The organism is Mycobacterium rhizamassiliense, from assembly GCF_900157375.1.
In the GTDB taxonomy this organism is placed as follows: domain Bacteria; phylum Actinomycetota; class Actinomycetes; order Mycobacteriales; family Mycobacteriaceae; genus Mycobacterium; species Mycobacterium rhizamassiliense.
Genome location: NZ_LT721901.1, coordinates 3,938,229 through 3,962,401 on the forward strand (window position 1 = coordinate 3,938,229; position 24,173 = coordinate 3,962,401).

General features: G+C 67.7%; 20 protein-coding genes, 1 tRNA gene and 5 pseudogenes. 17 read left to right on the plus strand and 9 right to left on the minus strand.

Annotated features, from left to right (window positions below):
* Positions 1–16 precede the first annotated feature (16 nt).
* The 7 genes and pseudogenes from MRAB57_RS19045 (at position 17) to era (ending at position 5,754) form a co-directional block, all read left to right on the plus strand.
* Entirely contained in the window at positions 17–802 is a 786-nt protein-coding gene (locus MRAB57_RS19045; protein ID WP_077088726.1) for a 16S rRNA (uracil(1498)-N(3))-methyltransferase, read from the plus strand.
* A 77-nt stretch (positions 803–879) separates the two neighbouring features.
* Positions 880–1,599 (plus strand): annotated as a pseudogene (locus tag MRAB57_RS29240) (PhoH family protein); the annotation flags it as partial.
* Positions 1,600–1,860: 261 nt separating this feature from the next.
* Positions 1,861–2,397: pseudogene (locus MRAB57_RS29535) on the plus strand (LAGLIDADG family homing endonuclease); the annotation flags it as partial.
* Positions 2,398–2,676: 279 nt separating this feature from the next.
* Positions 2,677–3,015, plus strand: a pseudogene (locus MRAB57_RS29245) (PhoH family protein); the annotation flags it as partial.
* A gap of 18 nt (positions 3,016–3,033) precedes the next feature.
* Positions 3,034–3,567 (plus strand): rRNA maturation RNase YbeY, encoded by a 534-nt coding sequence (gene ybeY / locus MRAB57_RS19055; RefSeq protein ID WP_077088727.1) that lies wholly within the window; start codon positions 3,034–3,036, stop codon positions 3,565–3,567.
* Complete coding sequence (locus MRAB57_RS19060) at positions 3,564–4,862, plus strand: hemolysin family protein (protein ID WP_077088728.1); 1,299 nt, start codon at positions 3,564–3,566, stop codon at positions 4,860–4,862. The genes ybeY and MRAB57_RS19060 overlap by 4 nt, the downstream gene beginning before the upstream one ends.
* Positions 4,855–5,754: a GTPase Era gene (era, locus tag MRAB57_RS19065; RefSeq protein ID WP_077088729.1), complete on the plus strand. Its 900-nt coding sequence runs from the start codon at positions 4,855–4,857 to the stop codon at positions 5,752–5,754. The genes MRAB57_RS19060 and era overlap by 8 nt, the downstream gene beginning before the upstream one ends.
* 6 nt (positions 5,755–5,760) lie before the next feature.
* Here era and MRAB57_RS19070 read toward each other — a convergent pair whose 3' ends face one another.
* Positions 5,761–7,236 (minus strand): amidase, encoded by a 1,476-nt coding sequence (locus MRAB57_RS19070; protein ID WP_077088730.1) that lies wholly within the window; start codon positions 7,234–7,236, stop codon positions 5,761–5,763.
* A 61-nt stretch (positions 7,237–7,297) separates the two neighbouring features.
* Between MRAB57_RS19070 and recO the strand changes: the two genes are divergently transcribed.
* The 3 genes from recO to MRAB57_RS19085 are packed head-to-tail and all read left to right on the plus strand — an operon-like array spanning position 7,298 to position 9,376.
* Positions 7,298–8,095, plus strand: coding sequence for a DNA repair protein RecO (recO, locus tag MRAB57_RS19075; RefSeq protein WP_077088731.1), 798 nt, complete (start codon positions 7,298–7,300; stop codon positions 8,093–8,095).
* Positions 8,088–8,975: a decaprenyl diphosphate synthase gene (locus MRAB57_RS19080; RefSeq protein WP_245835959.1), complete on the plus strand. Its 888-nt coding sequence runs from the start codon at positions 8,088–8,090 to the stop codon at positions 8,973–8,975. The genes recO and MRAB57_RS19080 overlap by 8 nt, the downstream gene beginning before the upstream one ends.
* Positions 8,975–9,376: a hypothetical protein gene (locus MRAB57_RS19085; protein WP_077088733.1), complete on the plus strand. Its 402-nt coding sequence runs from the start codon at positions 8,975–8,977 to the stop codon at positions 9,374–9,376. Before MRAB57_RS19080 ends, MRAB57_RS19085 begins: the two co-directional genes overlap by 1 nt.
* 41 nt (positions 9,377–9,417) lie before the next feature.
* Here the strand turns inward: MRAB57_RS19085 and MRAB57_RS19090 are convergent, their stop codons facing one another.
* Both MRAB57_RS19090 and MRAB57_RS19095 read right to left on the minus strand, forming a co-directional pair.
* Complete coding sequence (locus MRAB57_RS19090) at positions 9,418–9,810, minus strand: Fur family transcriptional regulator (RefSeq protein WP_077088734.1); 393 nt, start codon at positions 9,808–9,810, stop codon at positions 9,418–9,420.
* A 73-nt stretch (positions 9,811–9,883) separates the two neighbouring features.
* A complete protein-coding gene (locus MRAB57_RS19095) occupies positions 9,884–10,267 on the minus strand; it encodes an ArsR/SmtB family transcription factor (RefSeq protein ID WP_077088735.1) in 384 nt (127 codons plus the stop codon).
* A gap of 179 nt (positions 10,268–10,446) precedes the next feature.
* Here MRAB57_RS19095 and MRAB57_RS19100 point away from each other — a divergent pair, with 179 nt between their 5' ends.
* From MRAB57_RS19100 to MRAB57_RS29660, 3 genes and pseudogenes are all read left to right on the plus strand, one after another.
* Positions 10,447–11,838, plus strand: coding sequence for a glycine--tRNA ligase (locus MRAB57_RS19100; RefSeq protein WP_077088736.1), 1,392 nt, complete (start codon positions 10,447–10,449; stop codon positions 11,836–11,838).
* 158 nt (positions 11,839–11,996) lie between these two features.
* Positions 11,997–13,163: a PPE family protein gene (locus MRAB57_RS19105; protein ID WP_077088737.1), complete on the plus strand. Its 1,167-nt coding sequence runs from the start codon at positions 11,997–11,999 to the stop codon at positions 13,161–13,163.
* 563 nt (positions 13,164–13,726) lie between these two features.
* Positions 13,727–13,891, plus strand: a pseudogene (locus MRAB57_RS29660) (hypothetical protein); the annotation flags it as partial.
* A 186-nt stretch (positions 13,892–14,077) separates the two neighbouring features.
* Here MRAB57_RS29660 and MRAB57_RS19115 read toward each other — a convergent pair.
* A complete protein-coding gene (locus MRAB57_RS19115) occupies positions 14,078–16,045 on the minus strand; it encodes a TPM domain-containing protein (protein WP_077088738.1) in 1,968 nt (655 codons plus the stop codon).
* A gap of 22 nt (positions 16,046–16,067) precedes the next feature.
* On the opposite strand from MRAB57_RS19115, the gene MRAB57_RS19120 reads away from it, so the two are divergent.
* From MRAB57_RS19120 to dnaG, 3 genes are read left to right on the plus strand one after another with little or no spacing between them, the layout of a single operon-like run.
* Entirely contained in the window at positions 16,068–17,372 is a 1,305-nt protein-coding gene (locus tag MRAB57_RS19120; protein WP_425436761.1) for a deoxyguanosinetriphosphate triphosphohydrolase, read from the plus strand.
* 38 nt (positions 17,373–17,410) lie between these two features.
* On the plus strand, positions 17,411–18,007 hold the full coding sequence (gene sodC, locus MRAB57_RS19125) for a superoxide dismutase[Cu-Zn] (protein WP_077088740.1): 597 nt from the start codon (positions 17,411–17,413) through the stop codon (positions 18,005–18,007).
* 44 nt (positions 18,008–18,051) lie between these two features.
* Positions 18,052–19,971: a DNA primase gene (gene dnaG / locus MRAB57_RS19130; protein ID WP_077088741.1), complete on the plus strand. Its 1,920-nt coding sequence runs from the start codon at positions 18,052–18,054 to the stop codon at positions 19,969–19,971.
* Here the strand turns inward: dnaG and MRAB57_RS19135 are convergent.
* Positions 19,959–20,212 (minus strand): annotated as a pseudogene (locus MRAB57_RS19135) (hypothetical protein); the annotation flags it as partial. The gene dnaG and the pseudogene MRAB57_RS19135 overlap by 13 nt on opposite strands.
* A gap of 170 nt (positions 20,213–20,382) precedes the next feature.
* On the opposite strand from MRAB57_RS19135, the gene MRAB57_RS19140 reads away from it, so the two are divergent.
* Positions 20,383–20,455: transfer RNA gene (locus MRAB57_RS19140), tRNA-Asn, on the plus strand.
* A gap of 33 nt (positions 20,456–20,488) precedes the next feature.
* On the opposite strand, the gene MRAB57_RS19145 is transcribed toward MRAB57_RS19140, so the two are convergent.
* The 4 genes from MRAB57_RS19145 to MRAB57_RS19160 all read right to left on the minus strand — a co-directional run bounded on the left by MRAB57_RS19145 (position 20,489) and on the right by MRAB57_RS19160 (position 23,909).
* A complete protein-coding gene (locus tag MRAB57_RS19145; RefSeq protein ID WP_077088743.1) occupies positions 20,489–20,767 on the minus strand; it encodes an ANTAR domain-containing protein in 279 nt (92 codons plus the stop codon).
* 237 nt (positions 20,768–21,004) lie between these two features.
* On the minus strand, positions 21,005–21,691 hold the full coding sequence (cysE, locus tag MRAB57_RS19150) for a serine O-acetyltransferase (RefSeq protein WP_077088744.1): 687 nt from the start codon (positions 21,689–21,691) through the stop codon (positions 21,005–21,007).
* A gap of 2 nt (positions 21,692–21,693) precedes the next feature.
* Complete coding sequence (cysK, locus tag MRAB57_RS19155; protein ID WP_077088745.1) at positions 21,694–22,626, minus strand: cysteine synthase A; 933 nt, start codon at positions 22,624–22,626, stop codon at positions 21,694–21,696.
* Positions 22,623–23,909 (minus strand): thioester domain-containing protein, encoded by a 1,287-nt coding sequence (locus MRAB57_RS19160; RefSeq protein ID WP_077088746.1) that lies wholly within the window; start codon positions 23,907–23,909, stop codon positions 22,623–22,625. The genes cysK and MRAB57_RS19160 overlap by 4 nt, the downstream gene beginning before the upstream one ends.
* Between the last annotated feature and the right edge of the window lie 264 nt (positions 23,910–24,173).

The following is a 24,173-nucleotide window of genomic DNA, read 5'->3' on the forward strand; positions in this document are numbered from 1 at the left end:
CGCACAGGGGCCGCACATGGTGGCGACGCTGTTCTACGTCGATGCACTGCCCGACACCGGTGGGCTAGCCGTCGTCGGAGGTGACGAAGGTTTTCATGCCGCGACGGTGCGCCGGATCCGGCCCGGCGAGCAGCTGGTGCTCGGCGACGGCGCGGGAGCCATGGCGCACTGCGAGGTCGAGTCCGCCGGGCGCGACGGGCTGTCGGCCCGGGTGCTGGCGCGCTGGAGCGTGGCGCCCGGCCGGCCGCCGGTGACGGTGGTGCAGGCGCTGCCCAAATCCGAGCGCTCGGAGCTGGCGATCGAATTGGCCACCGAGGCCGGCGCCGACGCGTTTTTGGCCTGGCAGGCGGCCCGCTGTGTGGCCAGCTGGCAGGGCGCCCGCGTCGGCAAGGGCCTGCGCCGGTGGCGGGCCGTGGTCCGGTCGGCGGCCCGGCAATCCCGGCGGGCATACATCCCGCCCGTCGACGGCGTGCTCTCGACATCGGCGCTCACGCAGCGGATCCGCGACGACGTGGCCGCCGGCGCGGTGGTGCTGGCCCTGCACGAGTCGGCGACCAGCCGGCTCGCGGATGTTGCTGTCGCGCAAGCGAATTCGCTGACGCTTCTCATCGGCCCCGAAGGGGGAATCGCGCCGGAGGAGGTCGACGCGTTCACCGAAGCGGGCGCCGTCACGGTCCGGCTGGGCCCGCAGGTGCTGCGGACGACGACCGCCGCCGCGGTGGCGCTGGGGGCGCTCGGCGTGCTCACGCCCCGATGGGACCAGCCCGGCGAGGTCGGGCCGGGCGAGGTGGGAGAGAGCTGACCAACCACAGCCCCCGGCGTAGACTAAAACGGCCGTATACACCGGAGACGAGCGAGAAGGCAGGCATCGAGAACCACGTGACGCCACGCGAGACCAGCGCCGCTGACGCATCTGGGGCCCTGCAGGCCGACGCTCAGGTTCGCAGCAGCATCGACGTTCCGCCCGATCTCGTCATGGGCTTGCTGGGTTCGGCCGACGAAAACCTCCGCGCGCTGGAGCGCACGCTGAACGCCGATCTGCATGTGCGCGGCAACACCGTCACCCTGTCGGGCGAACCGGCCGACGTCGCGCTGGCCGAGCGGGCCGTCTCGGAGCTGATCGCGATCGTCGCCGCCCGTCAGCCGCTGACACCGGAAGTGGTGCGCCACAGCGTCGCCATGCTCGCCGGCACCGGCGACGAGTCGCCGGCCGAGGTGCTCACGCTGGACATCCTGGCCCGCCGCGGCAAGACGATCCGGCCCAAGACGCTCAACCAGAAGCGCTACGTCGACGCCATCGACGCCAACACCATCGTGTTCGGGGTCGGGCCGGCCGGCACCGGCAAGACGTATCTGGCCATGGCCAAGGCCGTCCACGCCCTGCAGAGCAAGCAGGTCAGCCGCATCATCTTGACCCGCCCGGCGGTGGAAGCCGGTGAGCGCCTTGGCTTTTTGCCCGGCACGCTGAGCGAGAAGATCGATCCGTACCTGCGGCCGCTGTATGACGCGCTGTACGACATGATGGATCCCGAACTGGTCCCGAAGCTGATGTCCGCCGGCGTCATCGAGGTCGCCCCGCTGGCGTATATGCGGGGCCGCGCCCAGCCCGTATTCACGAAAGTTCTTACTCCCAGCGGGTTTCGGCCAATCGGTGAGCTTATGGTTGGGGACTACGTAATCGGGTCCGACGGGCAACCGACCGAAATACTCGGCGTCCATCCGCAGGGGTTCAAAGAGATTTATCGGATTTACACGCAGGACCGTTCGTCGACACTCGCTTCGGGCGACCACCTTTGGTCCGTCTACACGCGGTCTGACCGGCGCCGAGGTAAACCGGCACGCGTGCTGCAGACGAAGGAGATGATCGGGAACCTTCGGGCGGCGCACTACCGCCGTTACGAGTTGCCGTTGCTCAGTGCTCCAGTGGCTTTCGCGGCGCGGGCCGTGCCGTTGCACCCGTACGCACTGGGTTTGCTGCTCGGCGATGGCTGTTTGACATGTGCGACGACACCGAGCTTTGCGACGAACGATCCTGAACTGGCCGAAGCCTTGGGACGTCTAATTCCCGGAATCGAGGTGCGGCGCAAGTCCGCGGTTGATTACATACTCAACCGAATCCGTCGTCCCGGTGGGCCGACGACACGAGCAAATCCCGTCACTGCTGCTCTTCGTCAGCTTGACCTTGCCGGTACACGGTCGGATACCAAGTTCGTCCCGAGGAATTACCTCCTCAATTCGCCCGACGTGCGACTTGCGGTCTTGCAGGGGTTACTCGACTCCGATGGCGGCCCGGTCACCCAGCAAGCGCGCACGTGTCGGATTCAATTTACGACCGTGTCAGATCGACTCCGCGACGATGTGATTTTCCTGGTTCAGTCGCTGGGTGGGGTCGTCTACCCCCGCACCCGACCAGCTGCGGGCCGTGCACCCGGCCTGGCAGGCGGAAGGGAAGTGCGCCATCGGTATGATTCCCACATCCTCGACATTCGGCTTCCGGAGGGATTGGTTCCTTTCCGGTTGCAGCGCAAGGCCGCGAAGTATGACGCGGCGCGCGGTGCCAGGCCCATGCGCTTCATTGATCGGATCGAGCCCGCAGGTACCGAAGAGGCGGTCTGCATTCAGGTCGCCGCCGAGGATTCGCTCTACGTCACCGAGGATTTCCTGCTAACGCACAACACACTGAATTCGGCGTTCATCGTCCTCGACGAGGCGCAGAACACCACCGCCGAGCAGATGAAGATGTTCCTCACCCGGTTGGGATTCGGCTCCAAGATCGTGGTCACCGGCGACATCACCCAGATCGACCTGCCCGGCGGCGCGCGGTCCGGCCTGCGGTCGGCGATCGACATCCTGGACAACGTCGACGACATCCATATTGCGGAGCTCACCAGCGTCGACGTGGTACGCCACCGGCTGGTTTCGGAGATCGTCGACGCCTACGCCAGGCATGAGGAGCCGGGCTCGGGGACGAACCGGGCGGCTCGGCGCGCGTCGAGCGCCCGCAGTCGTCGATGATCGTGCGGTGAGCGTCCTATGAGCATCGAAGTCTCCAACGAGTCCGGCATCGACGTCTCGGAAGCCGAACTGGTCAGCGTCGCGCGGTTCGTCATCGCCAAGATGGACGTCAACCCGGGTGCCGAGCTGTCGATGGTGCTGCTGGACACCGCGGCGATGGCCGACCTGCACATGCGCTGGATGGATCTGCCCGGGCCGACGGACGTGATGAGCTTCCCGATGGACGAGCTCGAGCCGGGCGGCCGCCCCGACGCGCCCGAGCCGGGGCCGTCGATGCTGGGCGACATCGCGCTGTGCCCGGAATTCGCCGTTGAGCAGGCCGCCGCCGCGGGCCACAGCCTCGGACATGAGCTGGCGCTGTTGACCGTTCACGGCGTGCTGCATCTGCTCGGCTACGACCACGCGGAGCAGGACGAGGAGAAGGAGATGTTCGCCCTGCAGAACCGGTTGCTCGAGGAGTGGGTCGCCGAGCAGGTCGAGGCCTACCGGCTGGACCGTCAGGACGAAAAGGACCGCCGGTTGCTGGACAAGTCAAGGAATTTCGACCTTTGACCGGAATCAGTCAGCTGCTCGGCGCGATCGCGCTGATCGGTTTGGGCGGCCTGTTCGCGGCGATCGACGCCGCCATCAGCACGGTGTCGCTGGCGCGGGTGCAGGAGATGCTGCGCGACGAGCGGCCCGGCGCCCACGCCCTGGCCAAGGTGATGGTCGACCGCCCGCGCTACATCAACCTCTGCGTCCTGCTGCGCAACACCTGCGAGATCACCGCGACCGTGCTGTTGGTGGTGTTCCTCTACGACAACTTCGGCCTGAAGTGGGGGTTGTTCGGCGCCGCGACCATCATGGTGTTGATCAGCTTCGTCGTCATCGGGGTGGGCCCGCGCACCCTCGGTCGCCAGCACGCGTATTCCATCGCGCTGGTGATGGCCCTTCCGCTGCAGGCGATTTCGTGGCTGCTGATGCCCGTCAGCCGGTTGCTGATCGTCGTGGGTAACGCGATCACGCCGGGCCGCGGCCTGCGCAACGGGCCGTTCGCGTCCGAGATCGAGTTGCGTGAGGTCGTCGACCTGGCCCAGCAGCGCGGCGTCGTCGCCGCCGACGAGCGCAGGATGATCGAGTCCGTCTTCGAGCTCGGGGATACCCCTGCCCGCGAGGTGATGGTGCCGCGCACCGAGATGATCTGGATCGAAAGCGACAAGTTCGCCAGCCAGGCGACCAACCTGGCCGTGCGCAGCGGCCATTCCCGTCTCCCGGTGATCGGCGAGAACGTCGACGACGTCGTCGGCGTCGTCTACCTCAAAGACCTTGTCCAGCAGACGTTCCTGTCGGCCGGCGGTGGCCGGGACATCACGGTGGCGGAGGTGATGCGTCCGCCGGTGTTCGTGCCCGACTCCAAGCCGCTGGATGCGCTGCTGCGGGAAATGCAGCGTGACCGCAACCACATGGCGCTGCTGGTCGACGAATACGGCGCGATCGCGGGCCTGGTCAGCATCGAAGACGTGCTGGAAGAGATCGTCGGCGAGATCGCCGACGAGTACGACGACGAGGAGAAGGCCCCCATAGAAGACTTGGGCGACAAGCGTTTTCGGGTGTCGGCGCGGCTGCCGATCGAGGATGTCGGCGAGCTGTACGGCGTGGAGTTCGACGACGACCTCGACGTCGACACGGTCGGCGGCCTGCTGGCCCTGGAGCTGGGCCGGGTCCCGCTGCCGGGCGCCGAGGTGGTGTCGCACGGGCTGCGGCTGCACGCCGAGGGTGGGCCCGACCATCGCGGGCGGGTGCGCATTGGCACCGTCTTGCTGAGCCCGGTCGAGACCAACGGATCCGAACGGGAAGACCATGACTGAATTCCGTTCGGGCTTCGTGTGTTTCGTGGGCCGGCCGAACACCGGCAAGTCGACGCTGACCAACGCCCTGGTCGGCACCAAGGTGGCCATCACCTCGAAGCGCCCGCAGACCACGCGGCACACCATTCGCGGCATCGTGCACAGGGACGAGTTCCAGGTCATCCTGGTCGACACCCCCGGGCTGCACCGGCCGCGCACCCTGCTCGGCAAGCGGCTCAACGATCTGGTCCGCGACACCTACACCGAGGTCGACATCATCGGGTTGTGCATCCCGGCCGACGAGGCGATCGGGCCGGGCGATCGCTGGATCGTCGAGCAGATCCGTTCTGTGGCCCCGAAAACCACGCTGGTCGCCATCGTCACCAAGATCGACAAGGTGCCCAGAGACCGGGTGGCCGCCCAGCTGGTCGCGGTCGCCGAACTGGTGGGCGACGCCGCAGAGATCGTCCCGGTATCGGCGACCACCGGCACGCAGGTCGACGTGCTGATCGACGTGCTGGCCGCGACGCTGCCGCCCGGGCCGGCCTACTACCCCGACGGTGAGCTGACCGACGAGCCCGAGGAGGTCTTGATGGCCGAGCTCATCCGCGAGGCCGCCCTCGAGGGCGTGCGCGACGAGCTACCGCACTCCCTGGCGGTGGTCATCGACGAGGTCAACGAGCGCGAGGACCGCGACGACCTGATCGACGTGCACGCCCTGCTCTACGTCGAGCGGGACAGCCAGAAGGGGATCATCATCGGCAAGGGCGGGGCCCGGCTGCGCGAGGTGGGTACGGCGGCCCGCGGCCAGATCGAGAAATTGCTGGGCACCAAGGTCTATCTGGACCTGCGGGTCAAGGTGGCGAAGAACTGGCAAAGCGATCCGAAACAGCTTGGCCGACTTGGTTTTTAGCGCACCTTAATCGTGCGGGCGGATGTGGTCGTGGTCCCACCACACCTGCGGCTGCTTCGTCGCCCAGCCACTGACCGCCTCCAGCTCGGCGGCCAACGAGATCAGCATGCCCTCGCTGTTGGCGGGTCCCATCAGCTGCACACCGATCGGCAGGCCGTCGGAGGTGAACCCGGCCGGCACGTTGATCGACGGCCAGCCCAGCACATTCCACGGCCACGTCACCGGGCAGGCCTGGATCATCGCCCGATCGGTACCGAAGCTGCCGAACCGGTCGAAGTAGCGCGCCAGCGGCGGTGGCTGGGCGGTCGTCGGCGCCAGCACCACATCGACGATGTCGAAGATCGAACCCACCCGGCGCTGCAGCGCGGGTTCGTGCAGCCGCGTGTTGCGCAAGATCGCCTGCCCCAGAAAATGGCCCGTCCGCAGATTGTCCATCGTGCGCGGGTCCAGCACGACGCCGTCGCCGAGCCGCTCCTCCCAGTCCCGCAAACCCGACGTGGACCGGGCCAGGAAGTCCCACGCCAGCCGCACGCCGTAGTCGGGGTTGCCGGTGACGACCGTGTGGCCGAGCTGTTCGAGCCGCCTGCCCACGGCGCGGGTCGCGGCCAGGATCTCCGGATGCAGCTTGGCGCGAAAGAAGGTGTAGGGGAACCGGGTCGACAGGGCGATGTTCAGCGGGCCCGGCGCCTTGCCCACGTACTCCGACGCCGTGATCGGCGGCGGCTTGTGCCGGTCGCCCTCGACGTTGCCGGACGCCGCGTCGAGCACCAGGGCGGCGTCGGCAACCGTGCGGGCCAGCACGCCGTTGACCGTGATGCCGTTGAACGCCTCCGGCAACGGCCAGGTGGAGATCCGGCCCCGCTGCGGCTTGATGCCCACCAGATGGGTCCACGCCGCGGGGATGCGTACGCTGCCGGCCCCGTCCGAGCCGATCGCGGCGGTGACCAGGCCCGCGGCCACCGCGGCCGCGCTGCCGCCCGACGATCCGCCCGGGGTGTGGCGGCGCGACCACGGGTTACGGGTGTGCCCGAAGCCGGGGCCGCTGGTGAACGGCCATTGCCCCAGCTCACACGTGTTGGTCTTGCCGACGATCACCGCGCCGGCGGCCTTGAGGCGGCGGACCACCTCGGCGTCCTGGGTCGCCGGCCGGACGTGCCCATCGGTGCCGAACGCCGTGGGCACGCCAGCAACGTCGACGTCGTCCTTGACCGCGATCGGTATGCCCAGCAACGGCGCCGTGTCGCCGGCGGCGCGCCGTCGGTCGGCCCGCGCGGCGTCGGCCAGGGCGGACTCGGTGAGCACCACCCGGAACGCGTTCAGCGTCGACTGGCTTTCGTCGATCGCGTGCAGCGACTCCCGCACCAGAGTGTCGGACGTCACCCTGCGGGTGGCCAGCTGATAGAGCAGGTCAGTCAGTGTGGGCAGGCGCTGGCCACGGGACCCGGAAGGGGACCCGAAAGTAGACCCAGAAGCGCCAATCACGGGGTACGAGACTATCGGCGCGGATACCCGCGATGTCGCGGCGGGGTGCAAAACTGTTGAGATGCGGCTATATCGAGACCGGGCAGTTGTGCTGCGCCAGCACAAGCTCGGCGAAGCCGACCGGATCGTGACCCTGTTGACCCGTGACCACGGACTGGTTCGCGCGGTCGCCAAGGGCGTGCGCCGCACCCGCAGCAAATTCGGCGCCCGGCTGGAGCCGTTCGCGCACATCGACGTGCAGCTGCACCCCGGCCGCAACCTCGACATCGTCACCCAGGTCGTTTCCATCGACGCGTTCGCCACCGACATCGTCAACGACTACGGCCGATACACCTGTGGGTGCGCGATGCTGGAAACCGCCGAACGCCTCGCCGGTGAGGAACGGGCGCCCGCGCCTGCCCTGCATCGGCTCACGGTGGGCGCGCTGCGGGCGGTGGCCGACGGCAACCGCCCCCGCGACCTGCTGCTGGACGCCTACCTGCTGCGGGCCATGGGCATCGCCGGGTGGGCGCCGGCGCTGACCGAGTGCGCCCGCTGCGCCACACCAGGCCCGCATCGGGCGTTTCACATCGCCGCGGGGGGCAGCGTCTGCCCGCATTGCCGCCCGGCCGGTTCGACCACGCCGCCGCTGGGTGTCCTGGAATTGATGTCCGCGCTGCACGACGGCGATTGGGAGGCGGCGGCCGAGGCGCCGCAGTCTCACCGCAGCCACGTCAGCGGATTGGTGGCCGCACACCTGCAATGGCATCTGGAACGACAGCTCAAGACCCTGCCTCTGGTGGAGCGCAACTATCGGGTCGACCGCACCATCGCCGATCAGCGGGCCGCGCTGATCGGGCAGGATGAGGCTTGTGGTTAAGGAGCGAAAGGGAAGGTCCATCGACTTCCCGCAACTACCCGCCGCGCCCGACGACTATCCGACCTTTCCGGACAAGTCGACGTGGCCGGTGCCGTTCCCGGACTTGCCGCCCTCCGCCGACGGTGGCCCACGCCGGCCACCGCAACACATTTCGAAGGCGGCCGCGCCGCAGATCCCGGCGGAGCGATTGCCCAATCATGTGGCCATCGTGATGGACGGCAACGGCCGCTGGGCCACCAAGCAGGGCTTGACCCGAACCGACGGTCACAAGGCGGGCGAGGCGGTCGTCATCGACATCGTCTGTGGTGCAATCGAAATCGGGATCAAGTGGCTCAGCCTCTACGCCTTCTCCACCGAGAACTGGAAGCGCTCGCCCGAGGAGGTCCGCTTCCTGATGGGTTTCAACCGCGACGTGGTGCGCATGCGCCGGGTGAACCTGCAGGCGATCGGGGTCAATATCCGTTGGGTGGGTTCGCGGCCGCGCCTGTGGCGCAGCGTGATCAACGAATTGGCGATCGCGGAGGAGATGACCAAGCACAACGACGTCATCACCGTCAACTACTGCGTCAACTACGGCGGCCGCGCCGAAATCGCGGATGCCACACGGGAAATCGCACGCCTGGCCGCCGCGGGCCGGCTCAACCCGGAGCGCATCAACGAGGCGACGATCGCGCACCATCTGCAGCGCCCCGACATCCCCGACGTCGACCTGTTTCTGCGGAGCTCGGGGGAGCAGCGCACCAGCAATTTCATGTTGTGGCAGGCGGCGTACGCCGAATTCATCTTTCAGGACAAGCTGTGGCCCGACTACGACCGTCGCGATCTATGGGCGGCCTGCGAGGAGTATGCGGACCGCAATCGACGGTTCGGGAGCGCATAGTGCCATCACTGCAGGAGCGGCTGGATTCCATCTTTCGCGACGTGTTGCCCGTCGAACACGAATCCGACGGCGCCATAACGGTTCACCACGATGGCACCTTCGCCTCGCTGCGGGTGGTGAACATCGCCGAGGACCTGGACCTGGTGTCGCTCACCCAGATCGTGGCGTGGGATCTGCCGCTGACCAAGAAGATCAGCGATCGGGTGGCCAAGCAGGCGCACGACAGCAACTTCGGCACGGTGACCCTGGTCGAGAAGGACAGGGGCAAGACCCGCAAGACCGCGGATGTCATGCAGCGGTACAACTTTCCCGGTGCCGGCCTGACCGACGACGCCCTGCGCACGCTGATCCTGCTGGTGCTCGACGCGGGCGCCCAACTGCGCCACGCGCTGGTTTCCTAACGCGAGCGCCCGGCTGGCCGGGCATTGGCGCACCTAATGGCTCAGGACCGGCACTCCGAACAGGTCCCGAAGATCTCGATCGTGTGGCTGACGTCGGTGAAGCCGTGCTGAGCGGCCACCTGCGCGGCCCACTCTTCGACCTCGTGGCCGCCCACCTCGATGGTGGCGCCACAGGCGCGGCAGACCAGGTGGTGGTGGTGGTGCTCGGAGCACCGGCGGTAGACAGATTCGCCCGTGTCGGTGCGCAACGTGTCGACCATTCCGGCGGCGGCCATGGACTGCAGCGTCCGGTAGACGGTGGTCAGCCCGATGTTCTCGCCGCGGCGGCGCAGCTCGTCGTGCAGCTCCTGGGCCGAGCGGAATTCGTCGAGCGTGTCCAGCAGGGAGGCGATCGCCGCCCGCTGCCGGGTGGAGCGAACCGTCACTTCTGCCATCGGCGCCGCTTTCCCCCGCAAGCGGGAGGTGCCCCCACCTCATCGCTTCGCTCTGCATCGTCGGCGGCGCGACTCACGGGGTGTCCTCGCTGGCGTGCGCCACGGCGTCGACGACGATGTGCGCCAGGTGATGGTCGGCCAGCCGGTAGAGCACTTCGCGGCCGGACCGTTCCCCGGTGACCACACCGGCGGCCTTGAGGATCTTCAGGTGCTGGCTGACCAGGGGCTGCGGCACCCCGAGGGCGTCCACCAGTTCGTGGACGCAGCGGTGCGACTCGCGCAGTTGCAGCACGATGGCGATGCGCACGGGCGCGGCCAGCGCGCGCAGCAGCTCGCCGGCGGCGTCGAGGATCTCGCGCTGTGGCGGCACCGGGTATTCGACGAATCGGGAATGGCCCCCGGTACCAGACCCACCATGTTCATGGGCAACGGTCGGCGTTGAGGAGGACATCACCATGCGAGCGTCATCACCTCAAGAAAGTGCCGGATAGGAGCAGTCCCCACAGTAGGGAACGACTTCCACTGTCACATGCATGATGACGCATGTCAAAGACCACCGCCGCGGCCGATACCATGACTGAGGTTTTTCGTGCGGCCCGTCGCGGCCGCACCTGTCTGCCTTATCGGAGAAAGGGAGTGGACTACCCCGTGGCGTCCGTCATCGACACCGTCGTCAACCTGGCCAAACGGCGGGGCTTCGTCTTTCCCTCTGGCGAGATCTACGGCGGAACCAAGTCCGCCTGGGACTACGGGCCGCTGGGCGTTGAGCTCAAGGAGAACATCAAGCGGCAGTGGTGGCGCACGGTGGTCACCGGCCGCGACGACGTCGTCGGGCTCGATTCGTCGATCATCCTGCCGCGTCAGGTCTGGGTGGCCTCCGGCCACGTCGAGGTCTTCAACGACCCGCTGGTCGAGTCGCTGATCACCCACAAGCGCTACCGCGCCGACCACCTCATCGAGGCGTACGAGGCCAAGCACGGGCATCCGCCACCCAATGGGCTGGCCGATATCCGAGACCCGGAGACCGGCGAGCCGGGCCAGTGGACCGAGCCGCGCGAGTTCAACATGATGCTCAAGACGTATCTCGGGCCCATCGAGACCGAGGAGGGGCTGCACTATCTGCGCCCCGAGACCGCGCAGGGCATCTTCGTCAACTTCGCCAACGTGGTGACCACCGCCCGCCGCAAGCCGCCGTTCGGTATCGCCCAGATCGGCAAGAGCTTCCGCAACGAGATCACCCCGGGGAACTTCATCTTCCGCACCCGCGAGTTCGAGCAGATGGAGATGGAATTCTTCGTCGAGCCCTCGACGGCGAAGGAGTGGCACCAGTACTGGATCGACGCCCGCCATCAGTGGTACATCGATCTCGGCATCAATCCGGAGAACCTGCGCCTCTACGAGCACGCCAAAGAAAAGTTGTCGCACTACTCCGACCGAACCGTCGACGTCGAATACAAATTCGGCTTCCAGGGCAACCCGTGGGGTGAACTGGAAGGCGTGGCCAACCGAACCGACTTCGACTTGTCAACGCACGCAAAGCATTCCGGTGCCGACCTGTCGTTCTACGACCAGGTCACCGACACCAGGTACACGCCGTACGTCATCGAGCCGGCGGCGGGGCTGACCCGGTCGTTCATGGCGTTTCTGATCGACGCCTACACCGAGGACGAGGCGCCGAATGCCAAGGGCGGCATGGACAAGCGCACGGTGCTGCGGCTCGACCCGCGGCTGGCGCCGGTCAAGGCCGCGGTGCTGCCGTTGTCGCGACACGCGGACCTGAGCCCCAAGGCCCGCGATCTGGCCGCCGAATTGCGCAAGTCCTGGAACATCGACTTCGACGACGCCGGCGCGATCGGCCGACGCTATCGGCGCCAGGACGAAATCGGCACGCCATACTGCGTGACCGTGGATTTCGACTCCCTGGACGACAACGCCGTCACAGTGCGCGAACGCGACGCGATGACGCAGGAGCGGGTCGCGATCGATGCCGTCGCCGACTACCTGGCGGTGCGGCTCAAGGGCAGTTAGCCCAACTCGCGCGGATTGTTTGCGCGAAAGCGCGGATTTTTAGCCCGCCGGAGCCTTAAGATCGACGCAATAATGGCGTTTCCGGTCGCCGCTGGTGACTGTCGGGGTGTTTGTGGTCGTCGGGGAGCCGTTGCTGAGTTGGATGTACTGGGGTTGCGATGGTTCCGGAGTTCATGTTTCTACCCCCGGAGATCAATTCTGGCCTGATGTTTGGTGGTGCTGGAGCCGGGTCGCTGTTCGCGGCCGCCGCGGCCTGGGCCGAATTGGCATCGAATCTGTCGTTGTCCGCGTCGTCGTTCAGCTCGGTGATATCGGGCCTGACCAGCGGTAACTGGACGGGCCCTTCGGCCGACGCGATGGCCCAGGCGGCGGTGCCCTACCTGCAGTGGCTGGGCGCGGCGGTGAGCCACGCCGAAGGCGCGGCGATGCAGGCGCAGGTGGCCGCCTCGGCGTTCGAAGCCGCTTTTGCGGCCACGGTGCACCCGACGGCGGTGGCGACGAATCGGACGACGTTGATGACATTGGTCGCGACGAACATCCTGGGCCAGAACACCGCGGCCATCTTCGCCACCGAACTCGAGTACATCGAGATGTGGATTCAGGATGTCTTCGCGATGTTCGGCTATCACGCGGGAGCATCGTCGGTGGCCGCGGCACTCCCGACGATCACCTCGGCGCCGACGGGTCTCGCGGGTTTGTTCACGGCGCCGCTGTCGAATTTCGTGTCGTCGATCGGATCATTGCTGGGCCCGAGCTTTGCGCCGTTGGTTTCCGTTGCGCAGTCCGCCATCACCGAGGTGGGGTCGTTGGTCTCGTCGGTGCCGGTGTCGTCGCTGGTCTCGGTGGCCCAGCTCGGGGTGTATCCGGCCAGCGGGGTATTGCCGCCGATGATGGCGCTGGCGCACGGCGCCACGCCCGTGGCGTCCGTGGCGGGTGCGGCGGGTGTGGCTGGTGCGGCGGGTGTGCTCGCCGCCGACGGTCCCGGGCTGGTCGGATCGACCGCCCCGGCCATGCAAGCGCTCGGTGGCAGTGGGGGATTCGGCTCGGCGATGTCGGCCGGTTTGGGGTCGGCGCGGTTCGTGGGGGCCATCTCGGTTCCCCCGACCTGGCAGGGGTCGCTCCCAACCCGAATCGGCGTGTTGCCGGGCGTCTCGGTTACGCCCACCGGCAGCGCAGGCCCCGCGGGTGTGCCCGTGATGTCGGGCGCGTCCCGTGGTCCCGGCGCCCGCCCGGGCATCCCCGGTGCGGCGGGCCGCGGCGGGCCGCACGCAAAGCATGTGGTGCAGACGCGGCCCCGCGTGGTGCCGCGGACCGAAGCCGGCTGACGGCAAGTCCGCCGCTGCCGACCCCGAATACCGCTCTACCGCAACGCGATCCGGCACCCAGGGTGCCCGGACAGCGGCCCGGGGGCGATCGGGCCCCGTCATTCGGAGATTTTCCTATTTCGCTTGGATCAATGGCACCGGCGTACCAAATCAGGAAATGCAGAATTGGCCATTGCGAATTACGATCCCCGCGGAACCGTAAACCCGAATTGAACGCGCGCGTTGACAGAAATCTAACCCCGCCCGGCCCGCGATTTCGGCCAGGATTTCGCGACCCGGCGGCAGGATTGCCCCGATTGCCAAAGACGGCGGAACACATTGCCCAGCAAGGGCTTTCGCAGGTTAATCGCTTACCTATGATACTAAAAGTACCGAAATTAGCTGAATCACATACTGGCAGCGCGTGATCCGCGCGGCGCTTGCCGCCGATCCATATTCAACAGAAGGAAAATAACGAATTCCCATAGTTTTTCCCCAGGTTTGATTTACGATTACCTCGGGCTCGGCGGTGATTTCTTAGCCGCTGAGTTCGGCAGTACAGATCAGGCGTGGAAGGGGGCGGCATGTTATTGCCTCTCGGTTCGCCGTTGCCAGATGATTCTGTGTTAGCCGTTCGGGGTGAGTCGGGGTTGCTTGGCTCCTTGTCAGTGCCGCTCGTTTGGGGCGTGGCTGTTCCACCGGACGACTACGACCACTGGGCGCCGGTGCCGCAAGACGGTGCCGACGTCGAGGACACAGCGGGCAGCGAGCTGAGTTCGGAAGAGTGGGGGCAGTTCACGAAGCTGCCGCGCAGGAATGGCGTCGTCCCGCACTCACCGGCAGCTGGTTAGCGCAGCATCCGCTTAAGCATGTAGACCGTCGGCCTGGGGGGGGAATCAGGGCCGACGGTCTACTAAGCGTGTCGAGGCAGCGCCCTAGAACCGGCCGCCGCCACCCATGAAGCCACCGCCGGACGACCCCGAGCTGCCGCCGAACGACGCCGGGGTCCATCCGCCGAATCCACCCCGCATTCCTCCGCTGAGCAGATCGCCGAGGATGATCCCGCCGAGCACCGCGCCGGTGTCGCTGCCGCCGCGCCCGGCATAGGCCCGCTGCGCCGCTTGCACGTCGGCGTTGGCCAACGATTGCGCGTTGGCGGCCATCGCCGATGCCGCGTTCGCGTGCGCGATCGCCTCGGCCGGGCTGGCCGTCTTCGTGTCCCGCGCGGCCTGCAGGTGCCGCTGCGCTTCGGCGAGCCGGGTCCGCGCCTCCGGGCCGATGCCGCCCCGCCGGGTATCGATGTACTCCGACACGCCACGCACCCGCGTCTCGGCGGTGAACAACGCCTGTTCCAGCGAGCGCTGCAGCCGTTCGGCGTCCGCCTGTTCTTTGGCCAGCGTGGCCAATATTCGATTGAGTTCGGCGTCGGCCTTGCTCAGCCGGGCAAACGCGCCCAGCGGGTCGGCGGAGCCGGTACCGCGGGCGGCCTCGACGGCGGAGGTCGCCGCGTCGCGCGCGGCGGCCAGCTCACTGTGATGCGCCGACTGGGTGTGCTGCAGCTGCTGGTTCGCCCGCGCAATGCCCGCCTGTATATCGGCCCCGACGGACGACAGGGCGTCGATCGCGTGACGGATGTCGTCGGCCGCGCTGTCCACCGCGTCGAGCAGGGCCCGGGTCTGACCGAGCGCCGATTCCGTCGCGCGGACCGCATCGACCAGCCGGGTCTGCTGCCCGCTCACGGCGTGCTCGGCCAAGGCGCGGGCCGAGCCGATGTTGCCGTCCGCGAACGCCAGTCGCTCCTTGGCTGTCGCGATGTTGCCGGACACGGAAGTCAGTGCGGCGGGATCGAATTCACGGTGCAGCTCGGCCAGCCGTTGTTCGGCCGGCCCGATGCGCGCGGTGAGTTCGACTACCTGCTGGGTCAGTGTCGCCAGCCGCGACGGGGCATTGATCACCAAGTCCCGCAGCTGTTCGAACGCCTCGGCCTGCGAGTCAAGTTCGCGATCGGCGCGCCCCGCCGACACGACCACCCGGGTAAGCAGCTCGCGGCGCTGCGCCGGCGTCTCGGGTGTCTGGTCGTCAAGCTGCTGGCGGACGGTAAACGCTTGGGACAGCGCCGCTTTCGCGTTGTTCACCGCGGCGGTGAAGGGCGCGGTGCGCTCCTCGCCGAATTCGTCGATCGCCACGGTGAGCTCGTTGGAGCTGGTGCGCACCGCGTTGTCGACCTCCACCACCAACGCGCGGGAGAGGTCGTCGAGTGCCTCCAGTGGCACCGCGGCCAGCGCGGTGGGGTCCGTCGGGTCGACCCGCCGGGCCGCGGCCAGCGCGGCGGCGCGCCGTCGGCGGCGGCGATACCGCATGACAAGCACGAAGATCACCAGGGCCACCACGACGGCGCCGAGCAGCGCCAGCATCAGCACGCGCCCGAGCGAATCGCGTTGCGCGTCGAGCCCGTTGGCCGCGGCCACGGCCGCGCCGCTCCAGTCGCCGTCGCGCAGTTCGGGCTCGATCCGGTTGTGCCGCAGATCGTCGACCTGAGTTTCGGTGACGCCCCTGACGTCGTTGGGCACCAGGAAGGCGTAGGCGCGTCCGGTGATGCTCACCGCGAGCAGCGCATCGTAGTCACCCAAATCGCTGGCGCGGATGGTCTGCTGCGCCCAATTCAGCGCGCTCAGGCCGGAGAAGTTGTCGACATAGACCACCCACAGCCGAATGTGGCGGTCGTTGTAGAGCTTGTCGATCGCCGCGGCCACCTCGTTGTACCCCGACGTCGACAGCGCCCCCGCGTTGTCGGTGATGTGATCGGGCAGCCGAAACGGTGGCTGCGCGCCGGCCGTCGGTGCCGACAGCAGCGCGGTGGTGAGCATCGTCAGGATTACGCCGAGCAGCCGGGCAATGCGCATAGGTCAATTTAGCCCCGAGGTCATGCGCGTCGATTGCTCGCGTTCCCTGGCAGACTGTGCGTCGGTGACCACGATCCAGCAAGACCCCTACGACGACTTCGACCGTCAACGGCGGGTGCAGGAGCCGCCGAAGACGGCGGGTCTGCCGGGGGCGGCCGGTCAGCATCGCACCGACTTCGCCCGGGACCGGGCCCGCGTCCTGCACAGCGCCGCGTTGCGCCGGCTGGCCGACAAGACGCAGGTGGTCGGGCCCCGGGAAGGGGACACCCCACGCACCCGGCTGACGCACTCGCTGGAGGTCGCGCAGATCGGGCGGGGCATGGCGGTCGGGCTCGGCTGCGACCTCGACCTCGTCGAGCTGGCGGGTCTGGCCCACGACATCGGGCACCCGCCCTACGGCCACAACGGCGAACGCGCGCTCAACGAACTCGCCGCCGAACACGGAGGCTTCGAAGGCAACGCGCAGAACTTCCGGATCCTCACCAGCCTCGAGCCCAAAGTCCTTGACGAACAAGGAAATAGCGCGGGCCTGAACCTGACCCGCGCCTCGTTGGATGCGGTCACCAAATATCCGTGGATGCGCGTCGAGGGACGGCGCAAGTTCGGCTTCTATGAAGAGGACCGCGAGCCGGCGCTGTGGGTTCGCCAAGAGGCGCCGGAAAACCGGATGTGCCTGGAGGCCCAGGTGATGGACTGGGCCGACGACATCGCCTACTCGGTGCACGACGTCGAGGACGGCGTCGTCTCCCAGCGCATCGACCTGCGGGTGCTGGCCGACGACGACGAGGCGGCCGCGCTGGCCAAGCTCGGCGAAAGCGAGTTCTCCCGCGTCAGCGCCGACGATTTCATGGCCGCCGCGCGCCGCCTCTCGGGGCTGCCCGTCGTCGCCGGGGTCGGCAAGTACGACGCCACGCTGGCCGCGTCGGTGGCCCTCAAACGGTTGACCAGCGAACTGGTCGGCCGGTTCGCCACGGCCGCGATCGCGACCACCCACGCCACGGCGGGTTCCGGGCCGCTGGTCCGCTACCAGGCCGACCTGCAGGTGCCGGACCTGGTCCGCGCCGAGGTCGCATTGCTGAAAATCCTTGCGCTGCAATTCATCATGTCCGATCCGCGGCATCTGGACACGCAGGCCCGGCAGCGCGAACGCATCCACCAGGTCGCGCACTGGCTGCTGTCCGGGGCGCCCGGGACACTCGACCCCGTCTTCGCCGCGGCGTTCGTCACCGCCGCCGACGACGGCGCGCGGTTACGGGTGATCGTCGATCAGATCGCGTCGTACACCGAAGGCCGGCTGGAACGCATCGACGCGCAGGCGGGACGGTAGGTGTATTCGCGGGCGCACCGCGGAGTTACGCTGCCGACATGAGAAGCGCCGCTTTGTTGTTGTCGTTGCCCGTCGTGGCCATGGCCGCCTGCAGCTCGCCGCAGCACGCCAGTAGCCAACCGGGCACCACCCCGCCGGTCCATAACGAGCCGCTGCAATCGTCGGCGACTTCCAGCCCGTCGCCCAGCGGCGACTCGCTGACCGCGCAGCTGAAGGCGCCCGACGGCCGGCAAGTGGCCACGGCCACCTTCGACTTCACCAACGGCTACGTCACCGTCACCGTGAAGACGGTCGCCACCGGAATCCTGGCGCCGGGCATCCACGGGCTGCACGTGCACCAGATCGGCAAGTGCGAGCCCAACTCGGTTGCCCCGACCGGCGGTCCGCCCGGGAACTTCCTGTCCGCGGGCGGCCATTACCAGGCGCCCGGGCACACCGGAAAGCCGGAGAGCGGTGACCTGGCCTCACTCGAGGTCCGCCAGGACGGCTCCGCCTACCTGGTCACCACCACCGACTCGTTCACCAGGGATGGCCTGCTGGCCGGGGACAAGACGGCCCTGATGTTGCACGGCGCGCAGGACACCGACACGGCGATGGACCGCGTCGCCTGCGGCGTGATCGGCCCGGCCAGCTGAGCTGGTCGGCCACGCGCCCGCGACCCGCGTCCTAGACTGAGCCGATGGCTGGCCGGATCTCCGATCGTGATGTCGCCGCCATCCGTGAACGCGCCCGCATCGAGGATGTCGTCGGCGACTACGTGCAGCTGCGCCGCGCCGGTGCGGACTCGCTGAAGGGCCTGTGCCCCTTCCACAACGAGAAGTCGCCGTCGTTCCACGTCCGTCCCAACCACGGCCACTTCCACTGCTTCGGCTGCGGCGAAGGCGGTGACGTGTATGCGTTCATCCAGAAGATGGAACACGTCAGCTTCGTCGAAGCGGTCGAGATGCTCGCCGACCGGATCGGCCACACGCTCACCTACACCGGCGCCGCGGCCACCAACGTCCAGCGCGACCGCGGCAGTCGCAGCAGGCTGGTTGCGGCCAATGCGGCCGCGGCGGAGTTCTACGCGCAGGCGCTGGAGTCCGACGAGGCCGCACCGGCCCGGCAGTATCTGACCGAGCGGAACTTCGACGGCGAGGCCGCCCGTCGCTTCGGCTGCGGCTTCGCGCCGTCCGGCTGGGAAATGTTGACAAAACACTTGCTGCGCAAGGGTTTCGAGTTCAAGGAGCTGGAGGCCGCGGGCCTGTCCCGGGAGGGACGACGCGGCCCGATGGATCGCTTCCACCGGCGCCTGCTGTGGCCCATCCGCACGTCGGCGGGCGAGGTGATCGGGTTCGGGGCCAGGCGGCTGTTCGACGACGACCCGATGGAAGCCAAATACATCAACACCCCCGAGACGGTGCTGTACAAGAAGTCGTCGGTGATGTTCGGCATCGACTTGGCCAAGCGGGATATCGCCAAGGGGCATCAGGCGGTCGTGGTCGAGGGCTACACCGATGTGATGGCGATGCACCTGTCCGGCGTCACCACCGCCGTCGCGTCCTGCGGCACCGCCTTCGGTGACGAACACCTCGGGATGCTGCGCCGATTAATGATGGACGACAGCTTCTTTCGCGGCGAGTTGATCTACGTGTTCGACGGCGACGCGGCAGGTCGTGCCGCGGCGCTCAAGGCGTTCGGCGGCGAGCAGAACCTGGCGGGGCAGTCGTTTGTCGCGGTGGCCCCCGACGGCATGGACCCCTGCGATCTGCGGCTGAAGTCCGGCGACGGCGCGCTGCGGGATCTGGTGGCCCGGCGAACTCCGTTGTTCGAGTTCGCGATTCGCACCGCGCTGGCCGAGTTCGACCTGGACAACGCGGAGGGCCGGGTCGCCGCGCTGCGGCGCTGCGTGCCGATGGTGGGCCAGATCAAGGATTCCACGCTGCGCGACGAGTACGCGCGGCAGCTGGCCGGCTGGGTCGGCTGGGACGACGTCGCGCAGGTCATCGACCGGGTGCGCAGCTCGGCCAAGAACCCGAAGCCGGCCGCCCGGGGCGCGGCCACCCCGTCGCGGCGGGGCGCGCAGCAGCCCGCCGAACCGGCCGCGAGTGAACCCGCCGCCGCGCGCCCGGACCCGCGCGACCCGACGCTGTGGCCGCAGCGCGAGGCGCTCAAGGCGGCGTTGCAGTACCCCGCGTTCGCGGGCCCGGTGTTCGATTCGCTGACCGTCGACAGCTTCACCCATCCCGGGTACGCGGCCGTCCGCACGGCCCTTGATGCGGCCGGCGGGACCTCGACGGGCACCAGCGGCGCGCAGTGGCTCGACGCCGTGCGTCAGCAGGCCAAGTCGGCCCTGACCGGCAGCCTGGTCAGCGAGCTGGGCGTCGAGGCCATCGCCGTCGACGACGAGAAGCTGCCCCGCTATATCTCCGGGGTGTTGGCCCGCCTGCAGGAGGTGTGGATGGGCCGGCAGATCGCCGAGGTCAAGTCCAAACTGCAGCGCATGTCACCCATCGACCACAGCGACGAGTATCACGCCCTGTTCGGCGACCTGGTCGCCATGGAGGCATACCGGCGCAGCCTGCTGGAGCAGGCTAGCGGCGACGATCTGACGGTATGAGGGTCACGTCGGCGGGCCGCTCGACAACGGCCGTGTGCTCGTCGATCTCGGCCACCGTCACAAACCCGACGTCCGGCGAGATGCGGTTGGCGACCTTGCGCCGTCCGCCCTCGATCATCGACTTGGCCACCGGACTGCCGGTGAGCGCGCGATAGGTGCCGACGAGCTGCTCGTATCGGCGGCGTCCGGCCTTCGAGCCCAGCACGTAGCCCAGTCCGAGCACAACGACATATCGGATCAAAGCGTTCCTCCCGAGGATCGATGGCTCCATCCTGCCTCACGTGGCAAGGTGCGTGCGCTCCCGATCCGCCTGGCTAACCGCCGCGGGGCTGGCCCGCCAAGTTGGGTGTGGGTATGTCGGTACGCTAGAGTCGTCCAGCGATCCGCGCTACGAGCGCCGGACCAGGTTAATCCCCTGTAGCTCAATTGGCAGAGCATTCGGCTGTTAACCGAAGGGTTGGTGGTTCGAGTCCACCCGGGGGAGCAACGCTAGATATCGCGGGCTCTGGCTGCCGGCCTACAGCAGGTACGTCAGGCCCCATTCCCGCTCGGCGGCGAGCTGAGCGGCGATGTCGCCCTTGATGTCGTCGTCGCGGCCGGCCAGGCTGACCAGCGCGCCGGCCAGGGCGAAGATGGGGACCCGGTGCCGCTCGCTGACCGAGATCAGCTCCCGGAAGGCCGCATGGGTGTTGTACCGGCGCCAGCCGACGAGTATCCCGATCGCGTTGTCCAGCGCCCGGGTGTCGGGCTTGCGTCCGGGGTGGACCTGCACCTGGGTGGCAAGGATTTCCGTCATGGTTTGATCTCCTGATTCCGAATTGGGTTGTCTGAATGGCGAGTTGGCGATAAATATCCGAGAATGCTTGAAATGCAAGCGAATTGAGCGACGCCAGCGGGCGTCAGAAATTCAGCGACAACAGTGCGGCGCGCGGCAGCGCGAAACGACTGAAAACTGTTGCATCAGCCCATTATAGGGCGATCGCGCGAAAGGAAAAGACTTATATCACAAGCGATTTAAACCCGCTTGCGTCCCTCAGATGGAGAAGTCCTCGCCGTTCCACACCCCGGCCTCCGGCGGTCGGATGGTACGGCCGTTCTGCTGGGTGTCGTCGCTCTGCGCCTCCAGCTTGGCCACCCGGGTGAGCAGCTGCTGCAGGCTGACGCCGACGAGGTCGGGCATCAGCGAGTCGTTCGGGCCGTCGGGCCGCGCGCGGCTGATGACCTGCCCGGGCACACCGACGACGACGGCGCTCGATGGAACTTCCTTGACCACAACGGCATTGGCGCCGATGCGGCTGTCGTCGCCGATCTTGATGGGACCGAGCACCTTTGCTCCGGCGCCGATGACCACCCGATCGCCGATGGTGGGGTGGCGCTTGCCGAAGTCGCGGCCGGTGCCGCCGAGGGTGACACCGTGGAAGATCGTCACGTCATCGCCCACCTCGGCGGTCTCGCCGATCACCACACCGGTGGCGTGATCGATGAACAGTCCGCTGCCCAGGATCGCCCCGGGATGAATCTCGACGCCGGTCAGAATGCGGACGAGTTCACCGACGGCACGCGCGGCGAGCTTGGCGCCGCGGTTCCACAGCCAGTGGCTGATCCGATGCCCCCAGATGGCGTGCACGCCGGGGTAGGCGACGATCACCTGCAGCGTCGTGGGGTTAGCCGGGTCGCGCTCCCTGGCCGCCCGGATGTCCTGCCGTAACTCCGCGAACATGGCTAATCGGCCACGTCCGCGAACAGTGGGGTGCTCAGGTACCGCTCGCCGAAGTCGGGCAGCACGACGACGATGAGCTTGCCGGCGTTCTCCGGCCGCCGCGCCACCTGCAGGGCGGCCACCAGGGCCGCGCCCGACGAGATGCCGACCAGCAGTCCCTCTTCCCGGGCCAGCCGGCGGGCCAGGTTGATCGAGTCGTCGTTGCCGACGGTGATGACCTCGTCGACCAGGTCGACGTCGAGGACCGCGGGGACGAACCCGGCGCCCAGGCCCTGGATCGGGTGCGGCCCTTTCTGGCCGCCGGACAACACCGGCGACGCGGCCGGCTCGACGGCGATGAACTGGACCGAGGGCTTGCGTTCCTTGATGATCTGCGCGACGCCGGTGATGGTGCCGCCGGTGCCGACGCCGGATACGAAGAAGTCGATGTTGCCGTCGGTGTCGCGCCACACCTCTTCGGCGGTGGTCTTGCGGTGAATCGCCGCGTTGGCCGGGTTTTCGAACTGCTGCGGGATGAAATACCGCTGATCGGTCTTGGCCAGCTCCTCGGCCTTGGCGATCGCGCCCGGCATGCCCTCGGGGCCCGGCGTCAGGATGATTTCGGCGCCGTACGCGCGCAGCACCTTCCGCCGTTCGACGCTCATCGTTTCGGGCATCGTCAGCACCAGCTTGTAGCCGCGCGCCGCGGCCACCATCGCCAGCGCGATTCCGGTGTTCCCGCTGGTCGGCTCGAGAATGACGGTGTCCGGCGTCAGCAGGCCCGCCTCTTCGGCCGCGTCGATCAGGGCCACCCCGAGACGATCCTTCACGCTGTTCGCCGGGTTGAACGACTCCAGCTTGGCGACAACCTGCGCGCCCGCGCCGTCGGTGATCCGGTTCAGCCGCACCAGCGGCGTGTTTCCGATCAGTTGGGTGATGTTGTCAGCGATGCTCATCTGGCCTCTCCAACGATGTCGGGGTGACAATCGCCATCCCATCTGATGTCGAACTGGATTGCAACGTCGCTATTCAAGGCTAGTGCGACGGGGGTGAAGCGTGGTGACTCGCCCTCTGACGCCATTCCGGTCAGCACGCGACCGGTGAGACTGTGTGGTGCGGTTGCGGTCAGGGTCGTCATCGATGTTCCCGGTTTTGGACGTAGGTAAAAGTCCGTATTCGGTTGGACTATTCCCTCGAGCGGGAATCCGTCGCTGTCGATCAGCGCCTGCCCGTCGGCGGCGTTGAGCGTCAATGGGATTCGCACCTGGAATGGGCCGACGAGTTCGGAGCCGGCGGTGGCCCCGCTGGCGACGAGCGCCGGTTGCTCGGCCTCGCTGGATGTCGTGAGCGCGCCGGCCAGCAGGTAGTTGTAGAGATGCACGATGCGGTCGGCGTTGCGGTAGTGCCGAGATCCGGTCAGCCAGAAGCCGACATGACCGATCGCCGATGTGCTGGTTCCCGCGTCCGCGATCAGCCGGTAGTAGCGGTAGCCGCGGCCGCGCTGGCCGTGGCTGCTGGCCGACAGCGTGCTGCCCACGCCCAGTGTCCGCTCGTAGCGGCCCTTCTCGGTGTCGGTGGTGAGTCGTGAGCCCGAAACATCTTGCCAGTCAACGGCATTGGTCGACTTCTGCAGGCGCACGGCGACGGCGGCGTCCGAGTTCGTCCGCAGCGAGTAGCCGCCGAGCTGGGGCTCGCCGTCGAATTCGAAGGTGATCACCCGCCCGGGACCCCGCCGCACCGCGACGGGGATGTTGAGCGGCTGGGTGTCCAGGTCCAGGCCGTTGGTGAGGTACCAGATCGCGGCCTGCGTCGCGGCGATCGCCTCGTGCTCGTTGATGTTGGCGCGCCCCAACGGGTAGCCGGCCGCGCGCACCTGTCGGCTCAACTCGGCCGGGGTGAGCAACGGAAAGGAGTTGCGCAGGATCCAGTCGACTTCGGCTTCGCCGCCCCGGTTGCACAGGTGGGGCAGCGCGGACCAGGTTCCCGGCTGGTACTGCGACGGAACGTGTGGCGCGATGCCGGTGAAGTCCAGCGAATACGCGTGCACGTTGGGGTGCAGCCGGATCAGGTCGGTGCGCGCGGTGGTGCCGTCGCTGAACACGACCCTGTCCACCGTGTGGGAGTAGGTCCCGCCGCGATAGCGCGTCATGCGGCTGAGCTCGGTCGCCGGCCGGACCTGCGTGCGTTGCTGGGTCGCCACCCGCGCCAGGGCGCGGTGCGGCAAGGACAAAACGGTCATAGGTGATTGATCTTCCCGAAAGAGGTAGCGCGCCGAGAGGACCCACCCAAGCGGGCTGGCGGTCTAAAACCGCCCAGGGATTAGCGCGGAGATTTCTACAGCGGAGCGTCAGGAAATCAACGACAACAGCAACAACAACAGGTCACCACGAGGCAGCGCGAAGGAACAAAGCGCAGCGTTACGGCCTGATGCATAGCCCCACTATAGGGCATTCGCGTAATACGGCAGTTTGACTCAGCCCCGCTGTAAATCTGTTCCTGCGGC